Origin of the sequence: Enterococcus sp. AZ035 (assembly GCF_050548325.1) — a bacterium.
Lineage (GTDB): Bacteria > Bacillota > Bacilli > Lactobacillales > Enterococcaceae > Enterococcus > Enterococcus faecalis.
This window is the reverse complement of the sequence record NZ_CP172958.1, coordinates 604,652-628,700: the sequence shown is the minus strand read 5'-3', so window position 1 is coordinate 628,700 and position 24,049 is coordinate 604,652. Positions and strand designations below refer to the sequence as shown.

20 protein-coding genes are annotated in these 24,049 nt (G+C 36.7%); 8 read left to right on the top strand and 12 right to left on the bottom strand.

Annotated elements, in window-relative coordinates; all coding sequences use genetic code 11:
- Positions 1–315 precede the first annotated feature (315 nt).
- The gene (locus IGL32_RS03040) at positions 316–2,961 is read right to left on the bottom strand and encodes a calcium-translocating P-type ATPase, PMCA-type (RefSeq protein ID WP_002358801.1); all 2,646 of its coding nucleotides are present in this window, start codon (positions 2,959–2,961) and stop codon (positions 316–318) included.
- 822 nt (positions 2,962–3,783) lie between these two features.
- Here IGL32_RS03040 and IGL32_RS03035 point away from each other — a divergent pair.
- A complete protein-coding gene (locus IGL32_RS03035) occupies positions 3,784–4,089 on the top strand; it encodes a helix-turn-helix transcriptional regulator (protein WP_002355748.1) in 306 nt (101 codons plus the stop codon).
- 345 nt (positions 4,090–4,434) lie between these two features.
- On the opposite strand, the gene queA is transcribed toward IGL32_RS03035, so the two are convergent.
- Entirely contained in the window at positions 4,435–5,466 is a 1,032-nt protein-coding gene (gene queA / locus IGL32_RS03030; protein ID WP_002355747.1) for a tRNA preQ1(34) S-adenosylmethionine ribosyltransferase-isomerase QueA, read from the bottom strand.
- Between the two features lie 165 nt (positions 5,467–5,631).
- On the opposite strand from queA, the gene IGL32_RS03025 reads away from it, so the two are divergent.
- The 6 genes from IGL32_RS03025 (at position 5,632) to IGL32_RS03000 (ending at position 11,106) form a co-directional block, all read left to right on the top strand.
- Entirely contained in the window at positions 5,632–6,522 is an 891-nt protein-coding gene (locus IGL32_RS03025) for a ring-cleaving dioxygenase (protein WP_002355746.1), read from the top strand.
- A 626-nt stretch (positions 6,523–7,148) separates the two neighbouring features.
- On the top strand, positions 7,149–8,342 hold the full coding sequence (locus IGL32_RS03020) for a betaine/proline/choline family ABC transporter ATP-binding protein (RefSeq protein WP_002355745.1): 1,194 nt from the start codon (positions 7,149–7,151) through the stop codon (positions 8,340–8,342).
- Positions 8,343–8,345: 3 nt separating this feature from the next.
- Entirely contained in the window at positions 8,346–8,981 is a 636-nt protein-coding gene (locus IGL32_RS03015) for an ABC transporter permease (RefSeq protein ID WP_002355744.1), read from the top strand.
- Between the two features lie 2 nt (positions 8,982–8,983).
- On the top strand, positions 8,984–9,904 hold the full coding sequence (locus IGL32_RS03010) for an osmoprotectant ABC transporter substrate-binding protein (protein WP_002355743.1): 921 nt from the start codon (positions 8,984–8,986) through the stop codon (positions 9,902–9,904).
- 3 nt (positions 9,905–9,907) lie between these two features.
- Entirely contained in the window at positions 9,908–10,570 is a 663-nt protein-coding gene (locus tag IGL32_RS03005; RefSeq protein WP_002363261.1) for an ABC transporter permease, read from the top strand.
- Between the two features lie 71 nt (positions 10,571–10,641).
- Positions 10,642–11,106, top strand: coding sequence for a GNAT family N-acetyltransferase (locus IGL32_RS03000; protein ID WP_002361333.1), 465 nt, complete (start codon positions 10,642–10,644; stop codon positions 11,104–11,106).
- Between the two features lie 36 nt (positions 11,107–11,142).
- Here the strand turns inward: IGL32_RS03000 and IGL32_RS02995 are convergent, their stop codons facing one another.
- From IGL32_RS02995 to IGL32_RS02975, 5 genes are all read right to left on the bottom strand, one after another.
- Positions 11,143–12,966, bottom strand: a complete 1,824-nt coding sequence (locus IGL32_RS02995) for an APC family permease (RefSeq protein WP_002379167.1) — start codon at positions 12,964–12,966, stop codon at positions 11,143–11,145.
- Positions 12,967–13,263: 297 nt separating this feature from the next.
- Positions 13,264–14,433 (bottom strand): cation diffusion facilitator family transporter, encoded by a 1,170-nt coding sequence (locus tag IGL32_RS02990; protein WP_002386999.1) that lies wholly within the window; start codon positions 14,431–14,433, stop codon positions 13,264–13,266.
- Between the two features lie 220 nt (positions 14,434–14,653).
- The gene (locus IGL32_RS02985; RefSeq protein ID WP_002379165.1) at positions 14,654–17,320 is read right to left on the bottom strand and encodes a YhgE/Pip domain-containing protein; all 2,667 of its coding nucleotides are present in this window, start codon (positions 17,318–17,320) and stop codon (positions 14,654–14,656) included.
- Positions 17,321–17,440: 120 nt separating this feature from the next.
- A complete protein-coding gene (locus IGL32_RS02980; protein ID WP_002355737.1) occupies positions 17,441–17,671 on the bottom strand; it encodes a hypothetical protein in 231 nt (76 codons plus the stop codon).
- 78 nt (positions 17,672–17,749) lie between these two features.
- Positions 17,750–18,502: a tyrosine-protein phosphatase gene (locus tag IGL32_RS02975; RefSeq protein WP_025187391.1), complete on the bottom strand. Its 753-nt coding sequence runs from the start codon at positions 18,500–18,502 to the stop codon at positions 17,750–17,752.
- A 173-nt stretch (positions 18,503–18,675) separates the two neighbouring features.
- Here IGL32_RS02975 and IGL32_RS02970 point away from each other — a divergent pair, with 173 nt between their 5' ends.
- Complete coding sequence (locus IGL32_RS02970) at positions 18,676–20,154, top strand: helix-turn-helix domain-containing protein (RefSeq protein WP_085443756.1); 1,479 nt, start codon at positions 18,676–18,678, stop codon at positions 20,152–20,154.
- 54 nt (positions 20,155–20,208) lie between these two features.
- Here the strand turns inward: IGL32_RS02970 and lepB are convergent, their stop codons facing one another.
- From lepB to IGL32_RS02945, 5 genes are all read right to left on the bottom strand, one after another.
- A complete protein-coding gene (lepB, locus tag IGL32_RS02965; protein WP_002385011.1) occupies positions 20,209–20,958 on the bottom strand; it encodes a signal peptidase I in 750 nt (249 codons plus the stop codon).
- A 57-nt stretch (positions 20,959–21,015) separates the two neighbouring features.
- Entirely contained in the window at positions 21,016–21,342 is a 327-nt protein-coding gene (locus IGL32_RS02960) for a hypothetical protein (protein ID WP_002364740.1), read from the bottom strand.
- On the bottom strand, positions 21,323–22,618 hold the full coding sequence (locus IGL32_RS02955; protein WP_002386995.1) for a hypothetical protein: 1,296 nt from the start codon (positions 22,616–22,618) through the stop codon (positions 21,323–21,325). Before IGL32_RS02955 ends, IGL32_RS02960 begins: the two co-directional genes overlap by 20 nt.
- A 24-nt stretch (positions 22,619–22,642) precedes the next feature.
- Entirely contained in the window at positions 22,643–23,338 is a 696-nt protein-coding gene (locus IGL32_RS02950) for a hypothetical protein (protein WP_002378072.1), read from the bottom strand.
- 319 nt (positions 23,339–23,657) lie between these two features.
- Positions 23,658–24,035 carry a type II toxin-antitoxin system PemK/MazF family toxin gene (locus tag IGL32_RS02945; protein ID WP_002355729.1) on the bottom strand — a complete coding sequence of 126 codons (378 nt, stop codon included), beginning with the start codon at positions 24,033–24,035 and terminating at the stop codon, positions 23,658–23,660.
- Positions 24,036–24,049 lie beyond the last annotated feature (14 nt).

Below are 24,049 nucleotides of genomic sequence, written 5' to 3'. Positions count from 1 at the left end.
AAGAAATGACTTCGTTTAGTTTAACCAACAGCTCCATAAAAACTTTTAAAACTCTTTATTATATAACGTTTTATATATCTTTTTCATTAGTCAAAAAGCGCTTTTTGACTAACGATGCTACTCACTATAATACGTTTTAAATCGTTTAGCAAGTCTTTTTATTAGAGAATGTTCATCTTAGATAAGAAACCCACCTATTTTGAAAAAAGGAAAATCAAAAATAAGTGGGGCAGCAGTCGAAACGACTGCTGCCCCACTTGCTAACTATTAAGATAATTCCCTGAACAAAAGTAGCTCCTTTTATTCCTGTTAAATTTAAATTACTTCTTCTTCCTCTTCGACTTCAGAGAAATGGAACTTAATCATTTCATTGACGAAAATTGGCACAAAGGATAGGAAAATTGCTAACATCCAATGATTTAAACTAATATGCACTAATCCAAATAGTTCTTGTGTGAATGGTAATAAAGCAATGGTTGTGGTAATTAATAATGCTAAAACGACCATTTCAAAGAGCGACTTGTTGCTTGATAATTTTACACGGAAAACAGAGTTCGCACTACGAACATTAAAGACATGTAAGATAGAGGAATAAGCTAAGATTAAAAATGCCACTGTTTGTCCAACTTCATAGCTGTTTGAAACATAGGCTGAAACACCTGGTACAAAGGCACCTAGGTAAAAACCAAACAAAGTAATGACTGTGAACACTGCTGCATTAATCCCAATCTTTTGCCATAAGCCTCGTGCAAAAATCCCTTCGTTTTTAGGGATTGGTGCCTCATCCATAATTCCTTTTTCCGCTGGTTCTTTTCCTAATGCAAAACCAGGTAACCCATCTGCGACAACGTTAACAAACAACAGTTGAACTGCAGTAAATGGCGCACCCCAACCAAGTAACATGGCAATTAAAACAATAAAAATCTCAGAAATATTACAGCTTAATAAGAAGTTAATGGCTTTACGAATATTTCGGTACACGGCACGTCCTTGCGCCACTGCATCAACAATAGTTGCAAAGTTATCGTCCGTCAAAATCATATCTGAAGCGCCTTGGGCCACATCTGTTCCAGTAATCCCCATTGCGCAACCGACATCACTAGCTTTCAAGGCTGGCGCATCATTCACGCCATCTCCGGTCATTGCTACAACAGCGCCAGAACGTTGCCATGATTGAACAATTCGAATTTTATCTTCAGGGGTTACACGTGCATAAACGGATAAATCTTTAACACGTTTATCTAATTCTTCATCACTCATTTTTTTCAGTTCTGAACCAGATAAGGCTTCACTTTTATCTTTTAAAATTCCTAATTCTTTAGCAATTGCACTGGCTGTTACCACGTGATCACCAGTAATCATCACTGTTTTAATTCCAGCTTTTTTCGCACGAGCAATGGCGCCCTTACTTTCTGGACGTGGTGGATCAATCATGCCAATTAAGCCTAACAAGCGAAGATTTTTTTCTAAAGCCTCCGATGTAATTTCCTTGGGTGGTTCATCATATACGGCATAACCGACAGCAATAACTCGTAACGCTCGTTTTCCGAAACGATCATTAACAATAGCCGCTTGATCGACATCTCCGAAACCAAAACGAGGTAGTAACACATCAAAGGCTCCTTTAGTAATTGAGATGTACTTTTTCCCCCATTGATGGACCGTAGTCATCATTTTTCGTTCTGAATCAAAGGGAATTTCACCAATACGAGGATATTTTTCTTCAAGTTCTTCTTTCGTATGATAATTTTCTTCGACAGCACGAACAATTGCCGCTTCTGTCGGATTCCCTGTAACAGTTAGTTCATCGCCTTCTTTTTCCACAATGACATCTGTACATAAAGCAGCCATTTTCAATACTTCCATGGCTTCATCGGTCATGGCATCTTCCGTATCCGTTACTTCATCACCACGATGCCATACTCGGCGGACGCGCATTTTATTTTGTGTCAGTGTTCCTGTCTTATCAGAACAGATAACATTCGCAGTTCCTAGCGTTTCTACTGCTGGCAATCGACGAATAATCGCATGTTTCTTAGCCATTTTTTGAACACCATATGCTAAGGTTAACGTTACAATCACGGTTAGTGTTTCTGGTACAGCTGCCACCGCTAAGGAAACGGCTGTCATAAACATTTCAAGAAGCGGTTCTCCTTGCAGTTCACCAATAATGAAAACAATTGCTGCAGCCCCTAAGGCTAACAAACTAATACGTTTGCCTAATTGATTCAAGCGTTTTTGTAATGGTGTTTTTTGCTGATCGCTGTTATTCAGTAACCCAGCAATTTTACCCATTTCTGTATTCATTCCTGTTGCAGTTACTACTGCTCGTCCGCGGCCATTCACAACGGTACAGCCTTTGAAAATCATATTTATTTGATCTCCTAAGCCATCATCGTCATGCCCCACGTATGTAGGATCTTTTTCAACAGGTTCACTTTCACCTGTTAGTGCTGACTCTTCTACGCGCATTTGAGAAGCTTGAATAAGTCGTGCGTCGGCTGTAATCATTGAACCAGCTTCAAGAACTAGAACATCTCCTACTACTAGTTCTTCAGCATCGACTTCGATTACCTTGCCATCTCGTAAGACTGCACTACTTTGCTTGTTCATGTCTTGTAAAGCCGCCAGAGATTTTTCAGCATTTCCTTCTTGAACAATGGCTAAAACAGCATTGATAATCACAATTGCAATAATTAAGATTCCTTCAAAATATTCGCCATGTTCTGTTACGATTGCTGTATAAAACGAAATTGCCGCAGCAACTAATAAAATAATCGTTGTAAAATCAGATAAACTGTGAATAAATTTCTTTAACACAGAATCCTTCTTAGCCTCTTCAAATTGATTGCGGCCATTTTCTTTCAGCCGTTGTTGGGCCTCTTGTTGTGTTAAACCAGTTTCAGTATTGACTGAAACTTCTTTTGTGACAGTATCGACAGTTTGCTTGTAAGCTTCCATCCTATTCCCCCTCTAATTTTTTCTTCCTATATAATAGTGTCTCTATTAAATATAACATGATTTTTTTTGAACACGCAACTTTTTTCATCTTTGGCTTAGCGTTCTCTCATATGTCCAGAAAAAACTGGTATTTTCGTTGTTGCTACAGCAATGTTTCTATTTGATTATGGGAATTTTATGAAAAAAGAAACGAATTCAGCCAAAAAGCAATGGACATTTTTTTCATTTTGTCTGATAAAAAAATAGTTTATTTCTATATATTCAAAACAAAACAACAAAAAAATACAATGTTATTTAGTTCGCACGATTATTTATTTTACATGTTATAAAATAACCAGAAAAATATTATATTTAATCTTATTAATAAGTGCTATAACTTGCAAACGCTTTCAAAAAGTGCTATTCTTTAAGTGTAAGGAGGACATGCTAATCAATTGGTTGAAGATTTTCTCAGTAGATAAAAATCGGTAAACTCAAAGTTGTTAGAATTGCAAGATTCACCTGTAAACAATACGTGTAGAGTAATTGTTAGTGATAACTCGTATCGGAAAATAGGGAAAGGTTATAGAAGGATGGAGTTTCTATAAAGCATTTACCCTATCTGTTATCACCTAACGCAAGTTATCCACCATCCAAGCGTCGAAACTGTATGAAAACAAGGTTTTAGTTTCACCACATCACGTTCACCTTTTGCTTTACATGTATCGCGAAATGTAAACACTTATTCAACCAATTGATGTCTTCCCGTTAACAAGGCCGAGCTTAAATTTAAGCTCGGTTTTTTCTTTTAGGCAATAAAATATATTTGTATCAAATAATCATATGTGTTATATTCAAGGTGCACATTCTATTTTATCTTCTTTTAAAGGAGGGAATGCTATGCGAAAAAAGAAAAAATCTTCGTTTGAAAGTTCAATTCATGTTTATCGTGCTATGGCTCGTATGACCCAGCAAGATTTGGCCAATCGAGTCGGTGTCTCTCGACAAACAATTATTCAACTGGAACGAAACAAGTACAATCCTTCATTACTTCTTGCGCATGACATCGCGAACGTCTTTGGCGTAACCATTGATGATGTGTTCACCTTCAAAGAAACACTGAATGACGATGTAGAACAAGAAGCCTAAACAGTATAAGCTGTACTTAACAAGACAATTTTTCTGATTGTACTTGGAGTTGCCGAGGTACAACTTAGTACCGGCAATACGAAGAAAGCACTTCTTCGTATTGTTGTTTCAATAATTAATCTTTTCTTACATAAAAAAAAGAACGGCGCAACCGTGGTTGCGCTGTTCTTTTTATTCTAAGATTGTCTACTAAGCATTTTCGTCCTAGTAGCGTTTTGGTTTCTAACTTTATTATTTACAGGGGAAGAAAAAATAAAGCACACCTTTACTGTGATTCCAAAAATCACGTGTTTATCATAATATATTTTTGTTTCAATCCCAAGTATTCTGCTCACAAAGTGTCGCTTATTTAATAAACATTGCATCGCCAAAACTAAAGAAACGATATTTTTCCTCAATTGCATGTTGGTAAGCAGCCAATGTTAAGTCTTTTCCTGCAAAGGCACTCACAAGCATCACTAACGTAGATTTTGGTAAATGGAAGTTCGTTGAAAAAGCCTCTACGACTTTAAATTGATACCCTGGTGTGATAAAAATATCGGTCCAGCCACTGTCAGCCTGGATTTCACCATTAAATTTTGTGCCAATTGTTTCCAACGTACGAATAGAAGTTGTTCCAACCGCAACAATCCGACCGCCTGCTTGGCGTACTTCATTTAGTTGCTTAGCCGCTTCTTCAGTTAAACGATAGAATTCGCTATGCATATGATGTTCTTCTATATTATCAACGCTCACGGGACGGAATGTTCCTAAACCGACATGTAAAGTTAAATAAACGAGATGAACACCTTTTGCTTTGATCTCTTCTAATAGTTCTTTTGTAAAATGCAAACCCGCTGTTGGTGCTGCAGCTGAACCATTTTCTTCAGCATAAACCGTTTGATAACGATCTGGATCATCTAGACGTTCTTTGATATATGGCGGCAATGGCATTTCTCCTAACGATTCTAAAATTTCTAAGAAAATACCATCATATTTAAATTCAATGATTCGACCACCATGTTCCAACTCTTCTTTAACCACCGCTTTTAGGCGACCATCGCCAAATTGAATTTCCGTGCCGACTTTTGCACGTTTCGCGGGTTTAATCAAGGTTTCCCATGTATCGCCTTCTGTATTTGTTAAAAGTAAAACTTCCAAATGACCGCCTGTTTCAGGTTTTTCTCCATATAAACGGGCCGGTAGTACCCGTGTGTTATTCATGACTAATGCATCCCCAGGCTGTAATTCATCAAGAATATCATGGAAATGTTTATCCTCCATGTCCCCTGTTTCTTTATTTACAACTAATAATCGTGAACTAGCGCGATCTTTTAGTGGGGTTTGAGCAATTAATTCTTCTGGTAAATCAAAATCAAAATCTTCTGTACTTAGCATTTCCGTCACTCTTTCTACTAGTTTTTATCTTGGTTATTCTAACACTTTTTCTTGTTTCTGGCTATGTCAGCCTTCTGAATCAAACTAAATAGTTGTCAAAAAATGTCAGAAGCACTATACTTACTTTAAGTAAGTATATATAGTTATTTAGAGGAGGAACTCAAAATGCATGCTCAATTTCATCATGTTTCACTATTAGCGCGTCATGGTCAAGAAAACCAATCATTCTATACAAAATTGTTAGGCTTACGCTTTGTCAAAAATACCGTAAATCAAGACAACAATCGCATGCCTCATTATTTTTATGGCGATTATCAAGGCACACCGGGAAGCTTAGTAACTTTTTTTATCGTGCCCTTATTAGGCAACCGCTATGAAGAAAAAAATTATTTAGCCACGATTGGCTTAAAAATTCCCCAAAACAGCCTTTCCTTTTGGGAACAACGTTTAACAGAAAACAAAATTCCATTTAACAAAAAAGAAAAGAGCCTACATTTCAGTGATCCAGATGATACGCATATTATCCTGACAGAAGTTCCTGAAAATCCATTAAAAGAAACACTCGTTGTTTCTAACGACATTCCAGCAGCGGTTCAAATTATCGGTTTGGCCTCTACTGAATTTCATGTGCCAGATTCTGAAAAAACCTTGGCCTTTTTTGAAACATTTCTTGGTTGGCAAGCAGTTGGCAATACGATTATTTTAAGTGAGACGGAAAGCTTTTCTGTTCATCAAACAACGTCGGATAAAACAAGCCGAATGGGGCGTGGCAGTATGGATCATATTGCTTTTTCTGTGGCTGATGATGAAGCATTACAAGAACTACACACGCGCGCTTTAGCACAAGGCTGGGAAATTGAAATGTATGTAAGTCGTGGATATTTTAAAAGTTTATACATTCGTGAACCAGGCGGGAATCGGGTTGAATTTGCTACTTTGACTCCTGGTTTTACATTGGATGAGCCTCTGGAACATTTAGGGGAAACATTGGCTTTACCGCCTTTTTTAGAACCAAAACGGACTGCAATCGAAGCCAACCTCTACAAAGACATGTAACCAACGCTTTAGAAAACAACGGAAGACGGACGTAATAATCGGTGACAAAATTACGTCCGTCTCTCTTCCCCTATGTTTGAATGTTTGAACAAGAGAATAAAAAATGACCTTCAGATTTTTCTGAACGTCATTGCACATTCCATAAAAAGCATCCTTCGTTCTTCCACTTCTTACTTCTTAAAAAAACTGGTAATTTTTTCAAAAATTCAGTAAAATAAAAGTGATCAATGGTTTCCATTGATTGAACGGGCAACTTGATGGTCCACTTGCACAGGTGACTATTCAAGGCTTCGTGATTTAGTTGCCGCTAAATCATGAAGCGCCTTTTTTTATTTTATTCCCTTGTTCTCTTTCCATTCTAATGAAAAACCCAGCTCCCGTCAACTTGCTACAAAGGACACTTTTCTTTGTTATAGCGGCTTTTCTTCCTTCTCAGAATACTCTTTTTAACATCTTGTTTCGTTCAGATAACTTTTACTAAACAATAGTTATCTTTTCTTTTTTTTAGAACGAATTAAAAAAATTTTACCGCCTTCTTTTTCCCATTAAAAATAGATTACATTTGTCGAAATCGCATTTTTATAGCATACTAGTAATAAGATACATTTTCAAAATATTTAGTTGAGGTGAGTAAGTTGATAGAATTTCAGCATGTATCAAAATTTTATAAAGGCGGAAAAGTCGCCGTTGATGACATTAATTTGTCTTTCGATAAAGGTGAATTTATCTGCTTCATCGGAACAAGTGGTAGTGGAAAAACAACATCAATGCGGATGCTTAACCGCATGACCGACCCTTCAAAAGGAAAAATTTTAATTGATGGCCAAGATATTCAAAAAATCAATCCTGTAGAGCTACGTCGCCAAATTGGCTATGTCATTCAAAATATCGGCTTGATGCCTCACATGACCATTCGTGAAAATATCGTTTTAGTGCCTAAATTATTAAAAGTACCTGTGGAAGAACGCAATAAGATAGCCGAAAAAATGATTGATTTGGTTGAGTTACCACGAGAAATGTTGGACCGCTATCCCAATGAACTTTCTGGCGGACAACAACAAAGAATCGGCGTTGTGCGGGCTTTAGCTGCCAATCAAGATATTATTCTAATGGATGAACCTTTTGGTGCTTTAGATCCTATCACCCGTGATTCATTACAAGATTTAGTGAAAGATTTGCAAGAACGTTTAGGAAAAACTATTGTCTTTGTTACCCATGATATGGATGAAGCGTTGAAATTAGCAAATAAAATTGCCATTATGAGCGAAGGCAAAGTAATTCAATTTGACACACCAGATAATATCTTACGTCATCCAGCCAATGAATTTGTAGAAGAACTCATCGGAGAAGATCGCCTATTACAAGCCAAACCTGATTTCACCACTGTTGATGAAGTCATGTTAAATTCAGCTATTACTATCACGCCGGAAAAATCTTTACAAGAAGCGATTAAATTGATGCGTGAAAAACGGGTTGATACCTTATTAGTTGTTGATAATTCCCATGTGCTTAAAGGCTTTATCGATGTTGAAACATTAGATCAGCAACGTGGCAAAGCTTCTAGTGTCGGTGATATCTTGAATAAAGATGTCTTCTTTGTTCAAAAAACCGCTCTTTTACGTGATGCTTTACAAAGAATCTTAAAACGCGGCTTAAAATATGTGCCAGTCGTTGATGAACAAAAACGAGTGGTGGGCATCTTAACACGTGCTTCCCTTGTTGACATTGTTTATGATGTTATCTGGGGCGATGAAACAACGATTAGTGAAGCTGTAGAAGCAAAACAAAGCGAGTCCGAAACTGATAAAGAGGAGGCGTAAGCAATGAGTAGCTTCTTTCAAGAATATGGATCAGAAATGATTTCAAAAAGTATTGAACATATTTATATTTCATTCTTTGCACTTTTATTAGGGGTCGCTATCGCTGTGCCCGTTGGCGTTTGGTTAACACGTTTGCCCAAAGTAGCCAATATTGTCATTGGTTTAACAAGTGCCTTACAAACGGTTCCTTCGTTGGCTTTATTAGCTTTGATGATTCCAATTTTTGGTGTCGGCAAAACACCCGCTATTATCGCGCTATTCATCTATTCCCTTCTACCTATTTTAAGAAACACGTATATCGGAATGAAAAATGTCGATGAAAATTACCGAGATGTTGCTAAAGGTATGGGCATGACCAATTTACAGTCTATTTTTAGTGTTGAATTACCCATTGCCATGCCAACAATTATGGCCGGCATTCGTTTAGCTGCTGTCTATGTCATTGCTTGGGCTACACTGGCTTCTTATATTGGTGCAGGTGGTCTTGGTGATATGATTTTCAGTGGATTAAATAACTATCAGCCAGAATTAATCTTTGGCGGGACTATTCCGGTAACTATTTTAGCGCTTTTAGCAGATGTTCTTCTTGGATTATTAGAAAATCGTTTAACGCCAAAAGCTTTAAGGGAGGGCGAATAATGATGAAAAAGAAACTCAAGTTAAGCTTACTCTTCTTAAGCAGTTTACTTTTATTGGCAGGTTGTTCTTTACCTGGTCTCGCTTCAACTTCTGATGATAACACTGTTGCCATTACAGGTGGGATTACTTCAGAAGCGCAGATTTTAGGGAGCATTGTAGCGGATATGGTGGAGCATTACACAGATAAAAAAACAAATGTGATTAACAACTTAGCCACTACTACCATCAATCACCAAGCAATGTTAAACGGAGATGCCTCAATTTCTGCAGCTCGTTATACTGGTACTGACGTGACTACTACGCTTGGCTTACCAGCGGAAAAAGACCCTAAAAAAGCGTTCAATCTAGTTCAATCAGAATTTGAAAAACGTTATCAACAAACTTGGTTCCCTTCATATGGTTTTGAAAATACTTATGTATTCTTAGTTACAAAAGAAACGGCTGAGAAATACAATTTAAAAACAGTCAGTGATTTAGGGAAAGTCGCAGACAAATTAGTTGCTGGTGTCGATACTGCGTGGATCACACGTGAAGGCGACGGTTATGAAGGCTTTAAAAAGGAATACAACTTCCAATTTAAATCTATTTTACCAATGCAAATTGGCTTGGTGTACGATGCAGTCAACGCTGGAAAAATGGACGTCATCTTAGGTTACTCAACAGATGGCCGGATTGGTAGTTACGATTTAGTCATGTTAAAAGATGACAAGCGCTTCTTCCCGCCTTATGATGCCGCTCCTGTGGTTAGTGACAAATTATTAAAAGAAACGCCGGAAATTAAAGATGTCTTAAATCGCTTAGATGGTAAAATTTCTACCAAAAAAATGCAAGAATTGAACTATCAAGCAGATAATGATTTAATTGAACCTGCTGTCGTAGCCGAACGTTTCTTAAAAGAAAATAACTATTTTGAGGGGGAGTAACAGATGAATAATATGAATTTATTCCAACAATTTATCTACTATTTCCAACAAAATGGCGGCTACGTCTTTCAACAATTTTTACGTCACTTTTTAATTTCGATTTATGGCGTAATCTTTGCTGCAATTGTCGGGATTCCTATTGGGATTATGATTTCACGTAAACGTAGCTTAGCCAACTGGATTATCCGTTTAGCGAACATTATCCAAACAGTACCAGCTTTGGCAATGCTTTCGATTTTAATGTTGGGAATGGGCTTAGGCGTCAACACGGTGGTTGTAACGGTCTTCCTTTATTCTCTCCTACCAATCATCAAGAATACGTACACTGGCATGATTCAAGTGGATCGCAATATTTTAGATGTTGGTAAAGGAATGGGTATGACAAAAGTACAACTTCTTTATATGGTCGAGTTACCTTTATCTGTTTCAGTAATCATGGCAGGTATTCGAAATGCGTTAGTCGTCGCAATCGGGATTACTGCGATTGGTGCTTTCGTTGGTGCTGGTGGTTTAGGGGATATTATTATTCGTGGAACCAATGCCACAGATGGTGCTTCTATCATTTTAGTCGGTGCCTTACCAACGGCCTTTATGGCGATTATCACAGATTGGGTTCTAGGGATTATTGAACGGCGTTTAGACCCAGCTAGCAAACATTCCAATTAATAAAAAATACAGAGCAGATCCAACATTGTTTCTTTTCAATGGGATCTGTTTTTTTATCTAGGAGATCAATAATGTCTAACTATACTATTATCGATTTAAACCAACAACCACACTTAATTCCGTCAGCTGCTCAATGGTTTAGCCAAAAGTGGCAAATCCCCGCTGAAGCGTATCAAGCAAGTATGCAGGAAATGCTAACTAGCGAAAACCACGTACCACATTGGTGGGTCTGCTTGAATAAACAGCAGGACATCGTTGCAGGCGTGGGCGTAATTGATAATGACTTCCACAATCGTGCAGACCTTACGCCAAACCTTTGTGCATTGTATGTCGAACCAACATTTCGTCACCAAGGCTTAGCAGGAATTCTTTTAACAACAGTTGGTGATTTTCTAGCTAATTCTGGATTTAAAAAGCTTTATTTGCTCACAGACCATACTACTTTTTATGAAAGATATGACTGGGAATTTTTGACAATGGTAACCACCGAAGAGCAGTCTTGCGCTAGAATTTATCAAAAACAATTACGTCAATAAAAAAATCTGCCATCAAAAGATGGCAGATTTTTTTATTTATTTTTTCAAGTGATAACTATAGGTAGCCACGATGATATTTTCCCGCCACGCTAGACGAATCCGCAAGCGTAAACTTGTTTGGTTATGCAAAATATTTTGCCAACGTTTATTTGGTACAAATTGTGGCACTAAAACCGTTGTACTGTAGTTATGCTTCGTGGCATTTTTACTAACCAAATCAACATAACGTAAGATAGGATTTTGCAGTGAACGATACGAAGAATGGACAATTGATAGACGAACGTCCGGGAAGTGTTTTTTAAACTCTTCCTGAATTTCTTTTTCCTTCTCAACATTTTCATCCATTGAGACATGCATGGCAACGACATAATCGCCAATGGAACGCGCATAATTCAAGGCGCCGACATTTGCCTTGGTTACGTTCCCTACTAAAACAATAACTGTATTCCCGTCAAACTCATGTAACTGTGCCCCATCTTCTAAACGTAGCTGTTCCGCCACATTTTTATAGTGAGTATTGACCCGATAAAATGCATAAATCAACACTGGCATAATAATAAAGAACGGCCAGATGTCCCCTAATCGATAAATAAACAAAATGGCGATAATCGCGAAAGAGATAAAGGCGCCGACAATATTAGCAATTGATTTTGGCAACCAATTTTTAGTTTCTTTTCGCCATTTTACAACCATCCCCGATTGAGACAAAGCAAACGGAATAAACACACCAATGGAATACAATGGGATTAAACGTTCTGTGGAACCTTGGAAAATCAATAATAAAACAATGGAACCAGCAGCTAAAGTTAAAATACCATTTGAATAGCCCAAACGGTCGCCACGATCCATATACATATGCGGCATAAACTTATCTTTGGCTAAGTTATAAGCCAAAACTGGAAAGGCTGAGAATCCTGTGTTAGCGGCAACCGCTAAAATTAAGGCTGTCGCAAACTGTAATAAATAATATAAAATATTTTGACCAAAGACCGCTTTCCCAATTTGTGAAAGAACTGTCACTTCTTCTTTTGGCACAATCCCATACCAATAGTTAATAAACGTAATCCCCACGAAGAAGAACCCTAAAATCGTTGCCATTAACGCTAACGTCCCAGCAGCATTTTTTGCTCGTGGTTTCTTAAAGAATGGCACTGCATTACTGATTGCTTCGACCCCTGTTAAGGAAGAAGAACCAGATGAAAAAGCCCGTAAAACCAAGGCAATAGAAATTCCTGGAACCACGGCTCCTGGTAAAGCTGTCGCATTCAATGGCTGTGCGCCAGTCACAATTTTAAATAGCCCAACAACAATCAGTAAGGTAATAATTGCGATAAAACTATACACTGGCAACATTAAGAACGAAGCTGATTCTCTCAGGCCCCTCAAGTTCATTAAGGTAATCAATATCACAATCCCAATAGAAATTGCTACTTGATGACCATATAACGCTGGAATCGCCGATATAATCGCCTCTGCACCCGCTGAAACTGAAACGGCTACTGTTAGCATATAATCGACTAACAACGAACCACCAGCCAATAAACCTGCATTTCTGCCGAGGTTTTCACTACTAACAACGTATGCGCCGCCGCCATGCGGATACGCATGAATAATTTGTCGGTACGACAATGTTAAAGAAATAAGTAAAATAATAACAAATGCAGCAATTGGCAATGAATACCAAATCGCAGCCGCCGACAAAGTAACCAGAACCACCACTATTTGTTCTGTACCATACGCAATGGATGAAAGTGCATCAGAAGATAACAACGCAAGCGCTGCAAATCTGCTTAATTTATGTTCATCATTTTCGGCTGATTTCAATGGTTTCCCAATGAACAGTCGTTTTAAATCCGCCATTTTTTTCTACTCCTTTTCTCTAGAGTGACCCGCTCACTTTTTTCATTATTTTTTATCAAACAAATCCATATGCTACGCTTCTCACAATGAAAAGTCAATTGATTTTTGTTACTGAAAAAGATAAAAAAATCACCATCTTTTTTTAATCAGACACTCATTTACAGTCCCCCGCTTCCTTTATCTTATCAAGAGAATCCAGATAACAAAAGGATTTGCATTCTCTAAACAAAAAAGCGAGAGCTAAAAGTCTATTTGACCTTTTGGCTCACGCTTGAAAACTTAGTTAATTATTCCCTTTTATTGTAACAAGTACGTATGATCGAAGGTAATTTCCACTTTATAACGACCAATTTTTTCATAAACTTGCCGTTGAATTTCCACACCCAGTTCAAATTCAGATAATTTTGATTCTGTAGGCAAAACCAAGTCGAACAAAATCTTCGGCTCTTCGCCATGGGTAACTAAGCGGATATCATGGACTTTTAAAGACGCGTCAAAAGAACGAATAATCTTTTTGATTGTTTGATGAACAAATTGTTGTGTTGGGTCATACAAATTCACTGGATCAATATGACAAACAAGATTAACATCCAACTCTTCTTTAAACTTCGCTTCAATCGCATCGATTGTCTGATGGGCTTTATTTAAATCCCAGCGATCATCAATTTCAATGTGAACAGACGCAAACGTTTGGCTGGGACCATAATTATGAATCAGTAAATCGTGATACCCTACAATTGTTTCCATTTTTGATAAGACATTCTTCATTTCATCAATTTCTGTTTGGCTCGGACGCATGCCCATCAACTCATTAATAAATTCGCGAATTAACTGCAAGCCACTATAAATAATATATGCAGCAATTAAAAAACCAATATATCCATCAATTCGCAAACCAGTGACGCCTTCAATAAATGCAGAAATCAAAACAGCTAATGTAGTATAAACATCATTAAAGCTATCCTTAGCAGAAGCAACTAATGCTTGAGAATCAATTTTTGCTGATACTTTTTTGTAAAACAGCCCTTGCCAAATTTTAATCCCAATTGATAAAGCTAAAACAGCAAATAAAATGGGTGTCACCTTGATTGATTCTGGATGCAGGATGCGATCCACGGAGGTCGTTAGAAACTCAAACCCAATAAACGTAATCACTAATGATACAAGCATTCCACTAATATATTCAAAACGTTCATGGCCATAGGGATGTTCTTTATCCGCTGGCTTACCAGCAATATAAAAACCGACTAATGTTAAAACTGAAGAAATAGTATCGGACAAGCTATTAATGGCATCTGCCATGATTGAAACACTACCTGAAAGCAAGCCAATCATAAATTTACTAACGAATAAAAATAAATTAGAAACAAGCCCAATCCGCCCGGCAAAAGCACCGAATGCTGTTCGTTTTTCCAATTTACGACGTTCAATTTTTTTCTCATATCGTTGAAGCAATGCTTGAATCATTTTACAACCCCTACCCACTTTTTATTTCTTAAAAAAATACTATAAAACCTTTTTATACATTTGTACACAAAAAACCTCACTTTCTGAGGGAGATTTTATTATTTAGCATTGCCAAAAAGTCAAAAGCAAGAGCCCCCAAAACTTCTTTGTTAGGGTTGCCTTGAAAATAAAGAAAAACAAAAAGCCGAAAACGCTAAAGACGTTTTCAGCTTTTTGTTTTTTAATGGAATAAATGGCTCTTTTGTGCTAAAGCCGCAAATTTTTTCGATCTGTGTTCCAGATGTGGATAAAGAATTGCACCGCCAATACTAAAGACGACTGAAATCCCCACCATAATCCAAATGGCAAACCAAGCATTTGGCCAGTAAATGCCTCCTGCTGATTCCCTTAGCAAGTTCACGGCATGCGTAAACGGCAAGAACGGATTAATCATTTGGAAGAATTTACCTGAGACTTGAATTGGGTAGTTCCCACCCCCACCAGAGATGGACAGTACCAAGATTATTATCGCAATTCCTTTCCCTACATTGCCAAAGAGAGCAACAAGCACATAAACCATTATCATAAACGTAATGGCAATCAATACCGCAAACCAGACGCTATACGCTGGATTACGAACATCTACGCCTAACGCAAAATAATTACCTAAGGTTACAATCAGTGCTTGACCAATCCCCATGACAATGAAGGTAAACATCCGTGCTGAAAATTGTTCCCGTTTAGAGAAGCGTTTTTTATCTTTTCCTTCAAGATAAACATCCGTTGTCGCAACACTTGAGAATAATACAGCACCAACCCATAAACACAAAGCTGTATAGAATGGCGTACTTGCCGAACCATTATTAGCAATCGGATAAACAGCATGTTCTTTGACTTCAACTGGTTGTGTAAAGAAGTCACTTTCTTTATTGGCATCTAATTTTAGTAATTTAAGAATTTCGCCTAAATCAACTTCTTTTTCACCTTTACGGATTGCATTCGCTGCTTTGTGTAATCCTGTTTTGATATTTGGCCAATCATTAATAATTAGCTCGTTGGCTTTGTCCAAGGCCGCTTCAACATCTGGCATTTTCTCATTGACTGTTTTCAAGGTATTCGTTAAATCTTTTCGGATACCTGGATAGTCATTTTGCATAAAGGCTGCCGCTTTGCTGACTTTATCTTGAATGACTGGTAAATCGTTTTTATACAAATCAGCACCACGATTAATGCCATTGACAATGGTTTCCATATTGCCATTCAACATCGTATTCGCATCATGAATTTCTTGTTTAATTGCCGGCATTTCGGCTTGATATTTTTCTAATAAAGAAATCGCATTAGTGACCGTTTGACTTGTTGAGCTCAATAAACCTTCAAAGTCAATTTGTTGCGCTTTGTTTAGTTGACCTTGAGCGTTTTGGATGGTAGCAATTAATTTGTCTAAAATCGTTTTTACTGTGTTTTCAATTGCATCAGGGTTAATACTATTGACGGTTGCTTCTACTTGTTGAGCTTCTGCTTGAATAGCATTTAAATCTGCATCAGTTACCGCATTCACATCAATGTTATCAACATCAGTTTTTAATCTAACTACAATACCATCAATCGTATTCAATCTATTTATTGTGTCTTGTAAATCAGTGTTACCTGTGGCTTCTTGTATTTGCGTAAACAGTTGAATCAGCTGTTGGATATTTTCATGTTGTTTTCCTAGGCTTTCAGACAGTTGTTGCTTAATTGCTTCTCTTTCTTCAACTGGTAAACGATGATTTTTTAAATCTTCTAGTGCTGTATTTACACCAGCGCTAATTGTTCCAATTGCTTTTAAAATCGTCCCCACACTTTGAGTAATTCCAGGTAACGCCTTTTCCAATTGAGTGGCGCCATCTAATGTGACATTCCCTAAATCATTGGCTTGATCACCTAGTTTACGAATATCTGGTAACGCCGTTTGAACTTGTTGAATGATTTCTAATCCTTGTTTTGCTTCTTGGATTCCTTCGCTCATTGTTTGTTCCACAGAGGCAAAGTCTTCATCAATCATAGCAATTTGTCGGCCAGCGTTTTGAATTTCTGGAATTTTTTCTTGTAACGTCAAAATAACACTAGCTTGTTCTTTGATGCTTGGCATTTTGCCATTTAGCTCAACAATCTTCTCTCCTAAAGCATCAACTTCAGGTAAATATTTCATCGCATCGTTGGCTTTCGCTAATTTTTCTTTTAGCTCAGGCATCTTACCATGTAAGTCTGTGACTTGTTTTGCGTACGTATCAATGGTTCCAATGTTGGCATCTGTATCTAAAATCATGCTCTTAACTTTTTGAATGCTAACCATGTTTTTATCAATATCATAGCCAATATCATTGAATGTTTTGATTAACGTACTACTTGCCGTTTTGATGAATTCTTCCGAAATTTGTGACTGAATGGAAGAAGCGCCTTTTGACGTAATTTTCGGCGCAATTGCATTAATTTTTTCGTTAATTGAGTATTCAATTTTAGGTTTATTGATATCACCAGAAGTAAAACTTAGCAAATCCTTGGAAAAATCTTTAGGTAAATAAATCCCGGCAAAATATTTTCCTGATTGGACTCCTTTGTCTAATTCCTTTTTCGAATCAACAAAACGCCAACCTAATTGCTTATTTTTCTTCAAGTTTTTCAAGACTTCATCACCAATATTGACCGATTTATCTTGAAAAGTTGCTGTTTGGTCATCACTATAGACCGCTATTGGTAACTCTCCTGTATTTGAATACGGATCCCATAGTGCTTTAATGTTAAACCATGCATATAATGATGGAATAATCATTAAGGCAACAATCAAAAATGTTGCTACTGGGTTTTTAAAAATTCTTTTCCAATCTAAAATAAATAGTTCCCATGTATTTTTTATATGTTTCATAAAATCACCTGCTTTTTTTTGTGCCTGAATAACTTTAGCATAAAATACAAGAGAATAACAAACAAAAGCTTGAATGTTACGACACATTTTTAAAATGTCGTAAGTTCAAGCTAAGTTTGTTTATTTCATATTTTTAGAAAATTCCGAAACGACTTGTTTAACTTCATCAATGGCTTCTGGTTTTAAATAAGCCAAAAGTTTTGGTGCTTTTGTCATCAAGTACATTTTATCTAATTTGCCTGTTTGTTGGCGTTCAAACATTTCTGCAAGTAGCGCTTGCATTTTTTCTTTTTTATCTTCTTTTGTTCGATCTAGTATGAACGTTAAGAATTGTTCTTGTCCTTCTTTCATTCCCTATCCCTCCTTACAAACAGATTCTTTTCTATTATAAAACTTCTTTTTTAGAAAGGATAGTCCTTTTTTTAGGATCTATGATTTTGTATACAGACTTAGCATGTCTTTTTTGGCGGATAAAGGTAAGCCGAGTCCCTCTTTTAAATAGCCCTCTACCGAACCAAATTCTTTTTCAATCGCCTGTAAAGCGGTCGCTAAGTACTCTTTTTTCACATAAAGTAGCGTTTCTAATTGTTGAATTTCTGCTGGAGGCGTTCCATTTGCTTGATATTGCGCAATAATTTGCTCGTTAGCGGTTTTTCTTTGCTCGTTCGTCTTTAAATAATCTTCTAAAATATAAGAATGTTCCACACCTAAAGCACTTAATATCAAGGCTGCACCGATTCCTGTTCGATCTTTTCCTGCGAAACAATGAAATAAAATAGCTTCCTGTGGATAACTTAAAAAGTTTTCAAAAAATGTTTGGTAACCTTTGCGGCCCGAATTGGAAAGAACCATCTCTTTATAAGCCATGTCCATTGCTGCATCGGGTGAACCAACCGTTTTAAGCATTCCTTCTAATGAAGCAGTCTGCGCCTGAATATCGGCCAAAATATCTATATGTAAATAGTTGGTTCCTTGAATTGAATCATCTGGTCGTTCTTGCGTTTCTGCTGCACTTCTAAAATCATAGATTCGTTTAATTTGATAGTCCTCTACCAGTTTCTGTTGATCCTCTTGTGCAACATTGACGAGTTCACCACTCCGAAAAAAATGTCCTGTCTTGACAACTGTGCCTTGTTGCGTTGGAAATCCTCCAATATCTCTAAAGTTCACTACGCTGTTCATGTTCTGTCGCTCCTTCATTTTAATTATTTTGTTGTCATTTAAATACTTTGTTTTTTCTTATTATTTCTTTTTCTCAACGATAATAAAAAACACCTCAAAAAACAATCTTTTTATCAGTTGTTTATTGCCATTTTATCATAGATACAGTATTCTTAAAAGAGAGGTGAGTAACGATGCTAAAACGAGATTTTTTAGAAAAGCCTTATGATTATATGAGTGATATTTTATTGTTCCTATATAATAATAAAGGTCAAGCGACACGAAATGAATTAGTAGATTTTTTCAATATTAGTTTACCAACATTGAATGAGTATCTTTCTTTTTTAGAGCAATTTTTGAAAGAAGAGCAACTTCAAGAAAACCTCACCTTAACAGTATTAGGTGACACTCTATATCTAAATAAAGCGTCTACCTTTTCCATGAAAGCAATGATCATGTTGTTCTTAGATAAATCTATTAAGTTTCACATGGTCCAGCAACTCTTCCATAAAAATGAAATAAATGGCGGGTATTTCCAACAGAATTATGCCATTAGCTCTGCTACCTATTATCGAAAAATTGTTGAATTAAATGACTTACTCAATGAGTTTAATTTACGTATCAAACGAGGAAAACTTGTCGGCGAAGAAAAACAAATTCGCTTTTTCTTTTTTAATTTTTTCTGGTTTATCTTTGAAGAAAAAACAGATTTAGAAAAAGAACTGGCCAATCAATACCTAGGATTAATCGAGATATTACAAGAAATCCCCAGAATTACCTTTGACCATACAGAAATTCTCCAAATTAAACTTTGGATGAAAATTTCTTTTCGTCGCATGGTTTTAGAACCCCTGCCAACGATTAGTCCACATGATGTCCAACTCGATCGACCTTTATTTGAAGAAATTAATTTATCTATACATACATATATGAAAAGAATCGACCGTCCATATACAATCAATGAAGCCTATATGTTTTATGACTTTTTTTGTTCCATGCATAACTATTCTGCGAATGCTGCTTTCGCCTTTCGTTTAGCAAAACAACAACGAATTGAAAAAACGTATCTTAACGAAATGAACCGGGTCATTTTAACGTACCTTAAAGCACGTGGTTATTTATCCCATTACGTGCTGCCTATTCGGCTACTTTATATTGAAAATTTACTTTTCCAATTACATGCGCAACTCTATTATTTTTCAGGATTTATTTTACCCTTTGATTATTGGACAATTCAGTCACTTTTGAAAGTCTTACGTCATCCTTTTAGCGAAAGTGAAGTTTACGAATTAGTGGAGATCGCTACAACGAACTTTGCCACAAAAGTCACTGCTTCTAAGTACCAAAATCAATTTACTGAAATTAATTATACACTTATTTTGAATCACATTGCTGAATTAAATGAAAAAAAAATAACGATTGGTGTTTATCACTCACTGAGCAGTGCCTATAGCGAGTTGGTAGCACAAAAAATACAACAGAGTATCGCTGGAAAATATCCGCTGAAAATTGAGCCTTACAACGCAGAAAACCATTATGATTTGCTTTTAATGAATACCAATAATGAACAGCTCGTTGCCCAGTATGACCATTACTATATTTTTTCGGATATTAGTAATCGTTACGACCTACAATCAATTGAAAAAATCATTCAATTGTTATTGGGCAAATAATCTCTAATAAAAAAAGCTTAAGTGCCCTACTCTCAGATGGCTGACTTAAGCTTTTTATTTTACTTTCCCTATTTCCTTAAACGGCGCCATTTTAAATACCACGATTCCTTCAATCGCTTGTATCTCGACAAAGCCGAACGTACGACTATCACTTGAATGCGTACGATTGTCCCCTAAGACAAAGTAATGACCAGCTGGAATCTTCTGAAACAGGCGAAGTTGGGCTGCCGCTTCTTCTGATAAGTCAAAACGACTGGCATTCTCAGGCAGTGCCTCATTATCGCTTGCTATAGGTTCTTCTGAAAGATAAAGTTTTCCCTCGTTTACCCAAATTCGATCACCAGGAACCCCGATGATTCGCTTGACGTACGTACCTTTGCTAGCTAGCGGTGCTTTAAATGCAATCACATCGTACCTTGCTACTTGCTTCGTCCGTTGTACTAAGACTCGTTCCCCTGCGTTAAGTGTCGGCTTCATGGATTGCCCAGCAATTGGGTAGCTAGATGTCTTTAACACAAAAAAGAACACAAAAATGGCGAAAAGAATAGCTGGCATAAAAAATTTAACGACTTGGACGCGTTGTTTCTTTTGGTAGGCTTGCCGCTTTTTTTTAATCTCTTCAGCGGTCATTTTTCTTTTCGGTCCTCTTATTGATTGATGGTTATCTGTTTGCTCAAGCAAATATTCCATTGCTGTGTTAGCCTTTTGCTTTTTTAGCTGATATGTCGCAGGCAACTTTTGCTTCAAGAAGGCGCGCTTAATGTGGCGAATTGTTCGCATAACGGGCTTTATCCATTCTTCCATCGTTTTCTTAAAAGGAAAAGCTTCTTAAATAAACTTTTCCTTTCTTGCTCCTTTTTTCTATTTAACTAATTGCGTTCCTTTTTTTATATAACTACTACGTAACTGGTTTTCCTTCATAAACTGATTCAATGGTTTCTGCGCATCTTGTGCCAGCTCCCAAATACTTTGATTTGCTTCTACAAGATATTCGCTCTTCTCTGTTACTATGTTTTTCCTGATAAGCGGTTGCCTTAGCGACTGCTCTTCCTTTGAGACAGCAGCAGCCTGTAATCTTTCTGCGGAGCTACTTAATGTAACAGCTAAAAAAAGGACCCCAAGACAATGTAGTTTCCTTGCTCCCGTTAACTTTTTACTGACCATTTTATTAATAGTTATCTTGTTCAAGACGTGTCAGTTTAGTTAAGCGTTCCTCTAATTCGCGATAAATCTCAAGTACTTCTACTTTTGATGCTTCGACTTCATTCGAAATACTTTTCGCTCGGTTACCAATATTTAACATTTCTAATTCTGCAGAATTGATTAGATGTTTTGCTTCTACTTTCGCTTCATTAACAATCCGATTGGCTTCTTTTTTGGCAGAAACCATCACTTCGCCAATTTCTTGTTGCGATTTTAAAGCCTCTTCTTGTAATTGCTGATTTTTCATTAATAAATCGTTAATTTGCTGTTTTGCGCGTAGCAGTTCTGTTAACTGCTCACTACTCGGTTCAATATTTTTTGAAACGGCTTGTAGTGTCTTCAATTCTTTTTGAACTTGTTCTAAATTGTCTTCTTTGGCCTCTACTTCTTTTCTTAGAGCAGCTAATTCTCCTTCGTAAACTTGCTTTTCAGCAAGATGTTTGTCATTGACACCTTGTAGTCGACCTAGTTTTACTTCTGCTTCATTTTTTTGCTGTAAACTATTTTGAAGCTCATTCTTTAACTCCTCCATGCGCTGTTTCACAATCACTTCTTGTTGGACAGCCTCTTGTAAGGTTTGTTTTTCGGCTTCTACTTTTTGTAATTGTACAGTTAGTTTTTCAATTTGTTCCTGCAATGCTTGTTGAGTCGTTGTGCTTTCTTCTAATTCTGTCGTTAACGTTTCTACTTGCTTTTCCATTCCTGTAATATCTCCTTTTTTCTCCAACTTTCCTTTTTCTTCTGCTAACTGGTTGTGTAATGTCTGGATATGTTGTTGCTGTTCAGCCGATTCTTTTTCTAATTCTGCCACTTGCTGCGTTAATTCACTTTCTAAACGTTCCATTTGATTATGTACAGTGGTTAATTGTTTTTCTGCATTTTGCAGATTTGTTTGAAGAGTGGTAGCCTCTGTCGTGGTTTCACTGTTCGTTTCCAGTTGCTCTTCCAATTCAAAAATTTCATGTTCCTTTTGATTTAGTGTTTCAAGTAATGCCTGATTTTTTTCTTCTAACGCTTGTTTTTCCGTTTCTTGTTGGTTCTTTAATTGCTCATTTTCTTCTTGAAGTTTTTTAAAGGCTGTTTCTTTTTTCTGATAGTAGGTGAGCCTTTCTCTTAACGTCGCCATTTCTTTTTCCTGTTGTTCTGGTTTGATTCCGCTAATTATTTTTTCTGGTTCGAATCCTGGCTGAAAAAAGACTTCTTTTTCAAGCGTATCATCCGAAATATCTTTAATTTTTTTGATTAAACGTCTTTTTGTCATTTATATGTCCTTTCTCTCGTCCTTTTAACTAATCACGACAGGCTCCAAATTTGTTTCCAACGTCTCACGAGCATACGTATCAATGGATTTGACAAGGGTTTGCTCTTGATCTCGATAAGTAAAATTAAAATCAATCATGGTAATTTCTTTAACTGAATTCAACGCTGCAATAAGTGCTACAATATTGTCTTGGCCTGTTTGAAATTCATGGTAACTTAAGCCAACTGAAAAAACAGACAGTGTCAAGGTTTGTGTTTTTTCACTTCTAATCATTGTGATACTCGTCTCTCCGAGGTAAGGACGCCATTCACGCGCTAATTGTAATTCATAATTAGTCAAGACAGCGGCCGATTCTGCCGAAACAGCTTGCTTCCAGGGAAACTGATTTAAGGCTGTTTTTTTAATCGCTTGTTTTTTTATTTTGTCACCTTGAGTAGCTTGGCCCTGTGCCAAACGCTCGATCCGTTGTTCCATGCGGATATTTCGTTGATTTAATTGATAATATGTATAAACAATTCCTAACAATAATACGCTAAGTAGACAAACACTAAACAATAAATAAATCATTAAACGACTATTTTTCTGATACTTATAGAAATTTATTTTCCTCTTTAATGTCCGGTCCTCTGAATCCAGTTTTTCGACAAGTAATCGCAAATACAATTGATAGCTTACAAATAAAAATAAGCAACTACTCATTAAAAGTACAACAATCATCATACAAATATAATCTCCTTTATGTCATCGCTCGACAATCAAAACTTGTAAAATCACCTGTTACGCTCTTTAAAAACTCTATATAGTATTGATTGTAACATTCCGTTTGAGCCTTGCCAACAACTTTATTTAAAATACAGTGATAAAATTTTATATTTTATATTTATATTTTAATTTTTAAAATATAAAACAAAAAAAAGAGAGATGCCACTTGGCCATCTCTCTCGCTTTTACTCAAACTATGTTTAGCGAACCGAACTAGATCAGTCGCTTTTTAAAAAATCCAATTAGTCTTTGTTGATTTCATAGTAGCTATCGTTCTTTATGTAGCTGAATTTGCTTTTGCTGGGGCTGAATCGCTACTAAGTCCAACACTGATGCCTAAGGCACGATCAACTTCTTCCATAATATCAAGTCTCAAATGACAAACTTTTTCTTTCAAGCGGCCCTTATCGATTGTTCGAATCTGCTCTAAAAGAATCACTGAATCTTTTTCAATGCCTGTTTCATCAGAATTAATCCCGATATGTGTTGGCAATTTTGGCTTTGCCATTTTGGCTGTGATCGCCGCAACGATAATCGTTGGGCTAAAATGATTACCTAAGTTATTTTGGACAACAAGGACAGGTCTGACGCCACCTTGTTCCGAGCCCACTACTGGGGAAAGGTCTGCAAAATAAATATCTCCGCGTTTGACCATAGTGGAACCTCCTA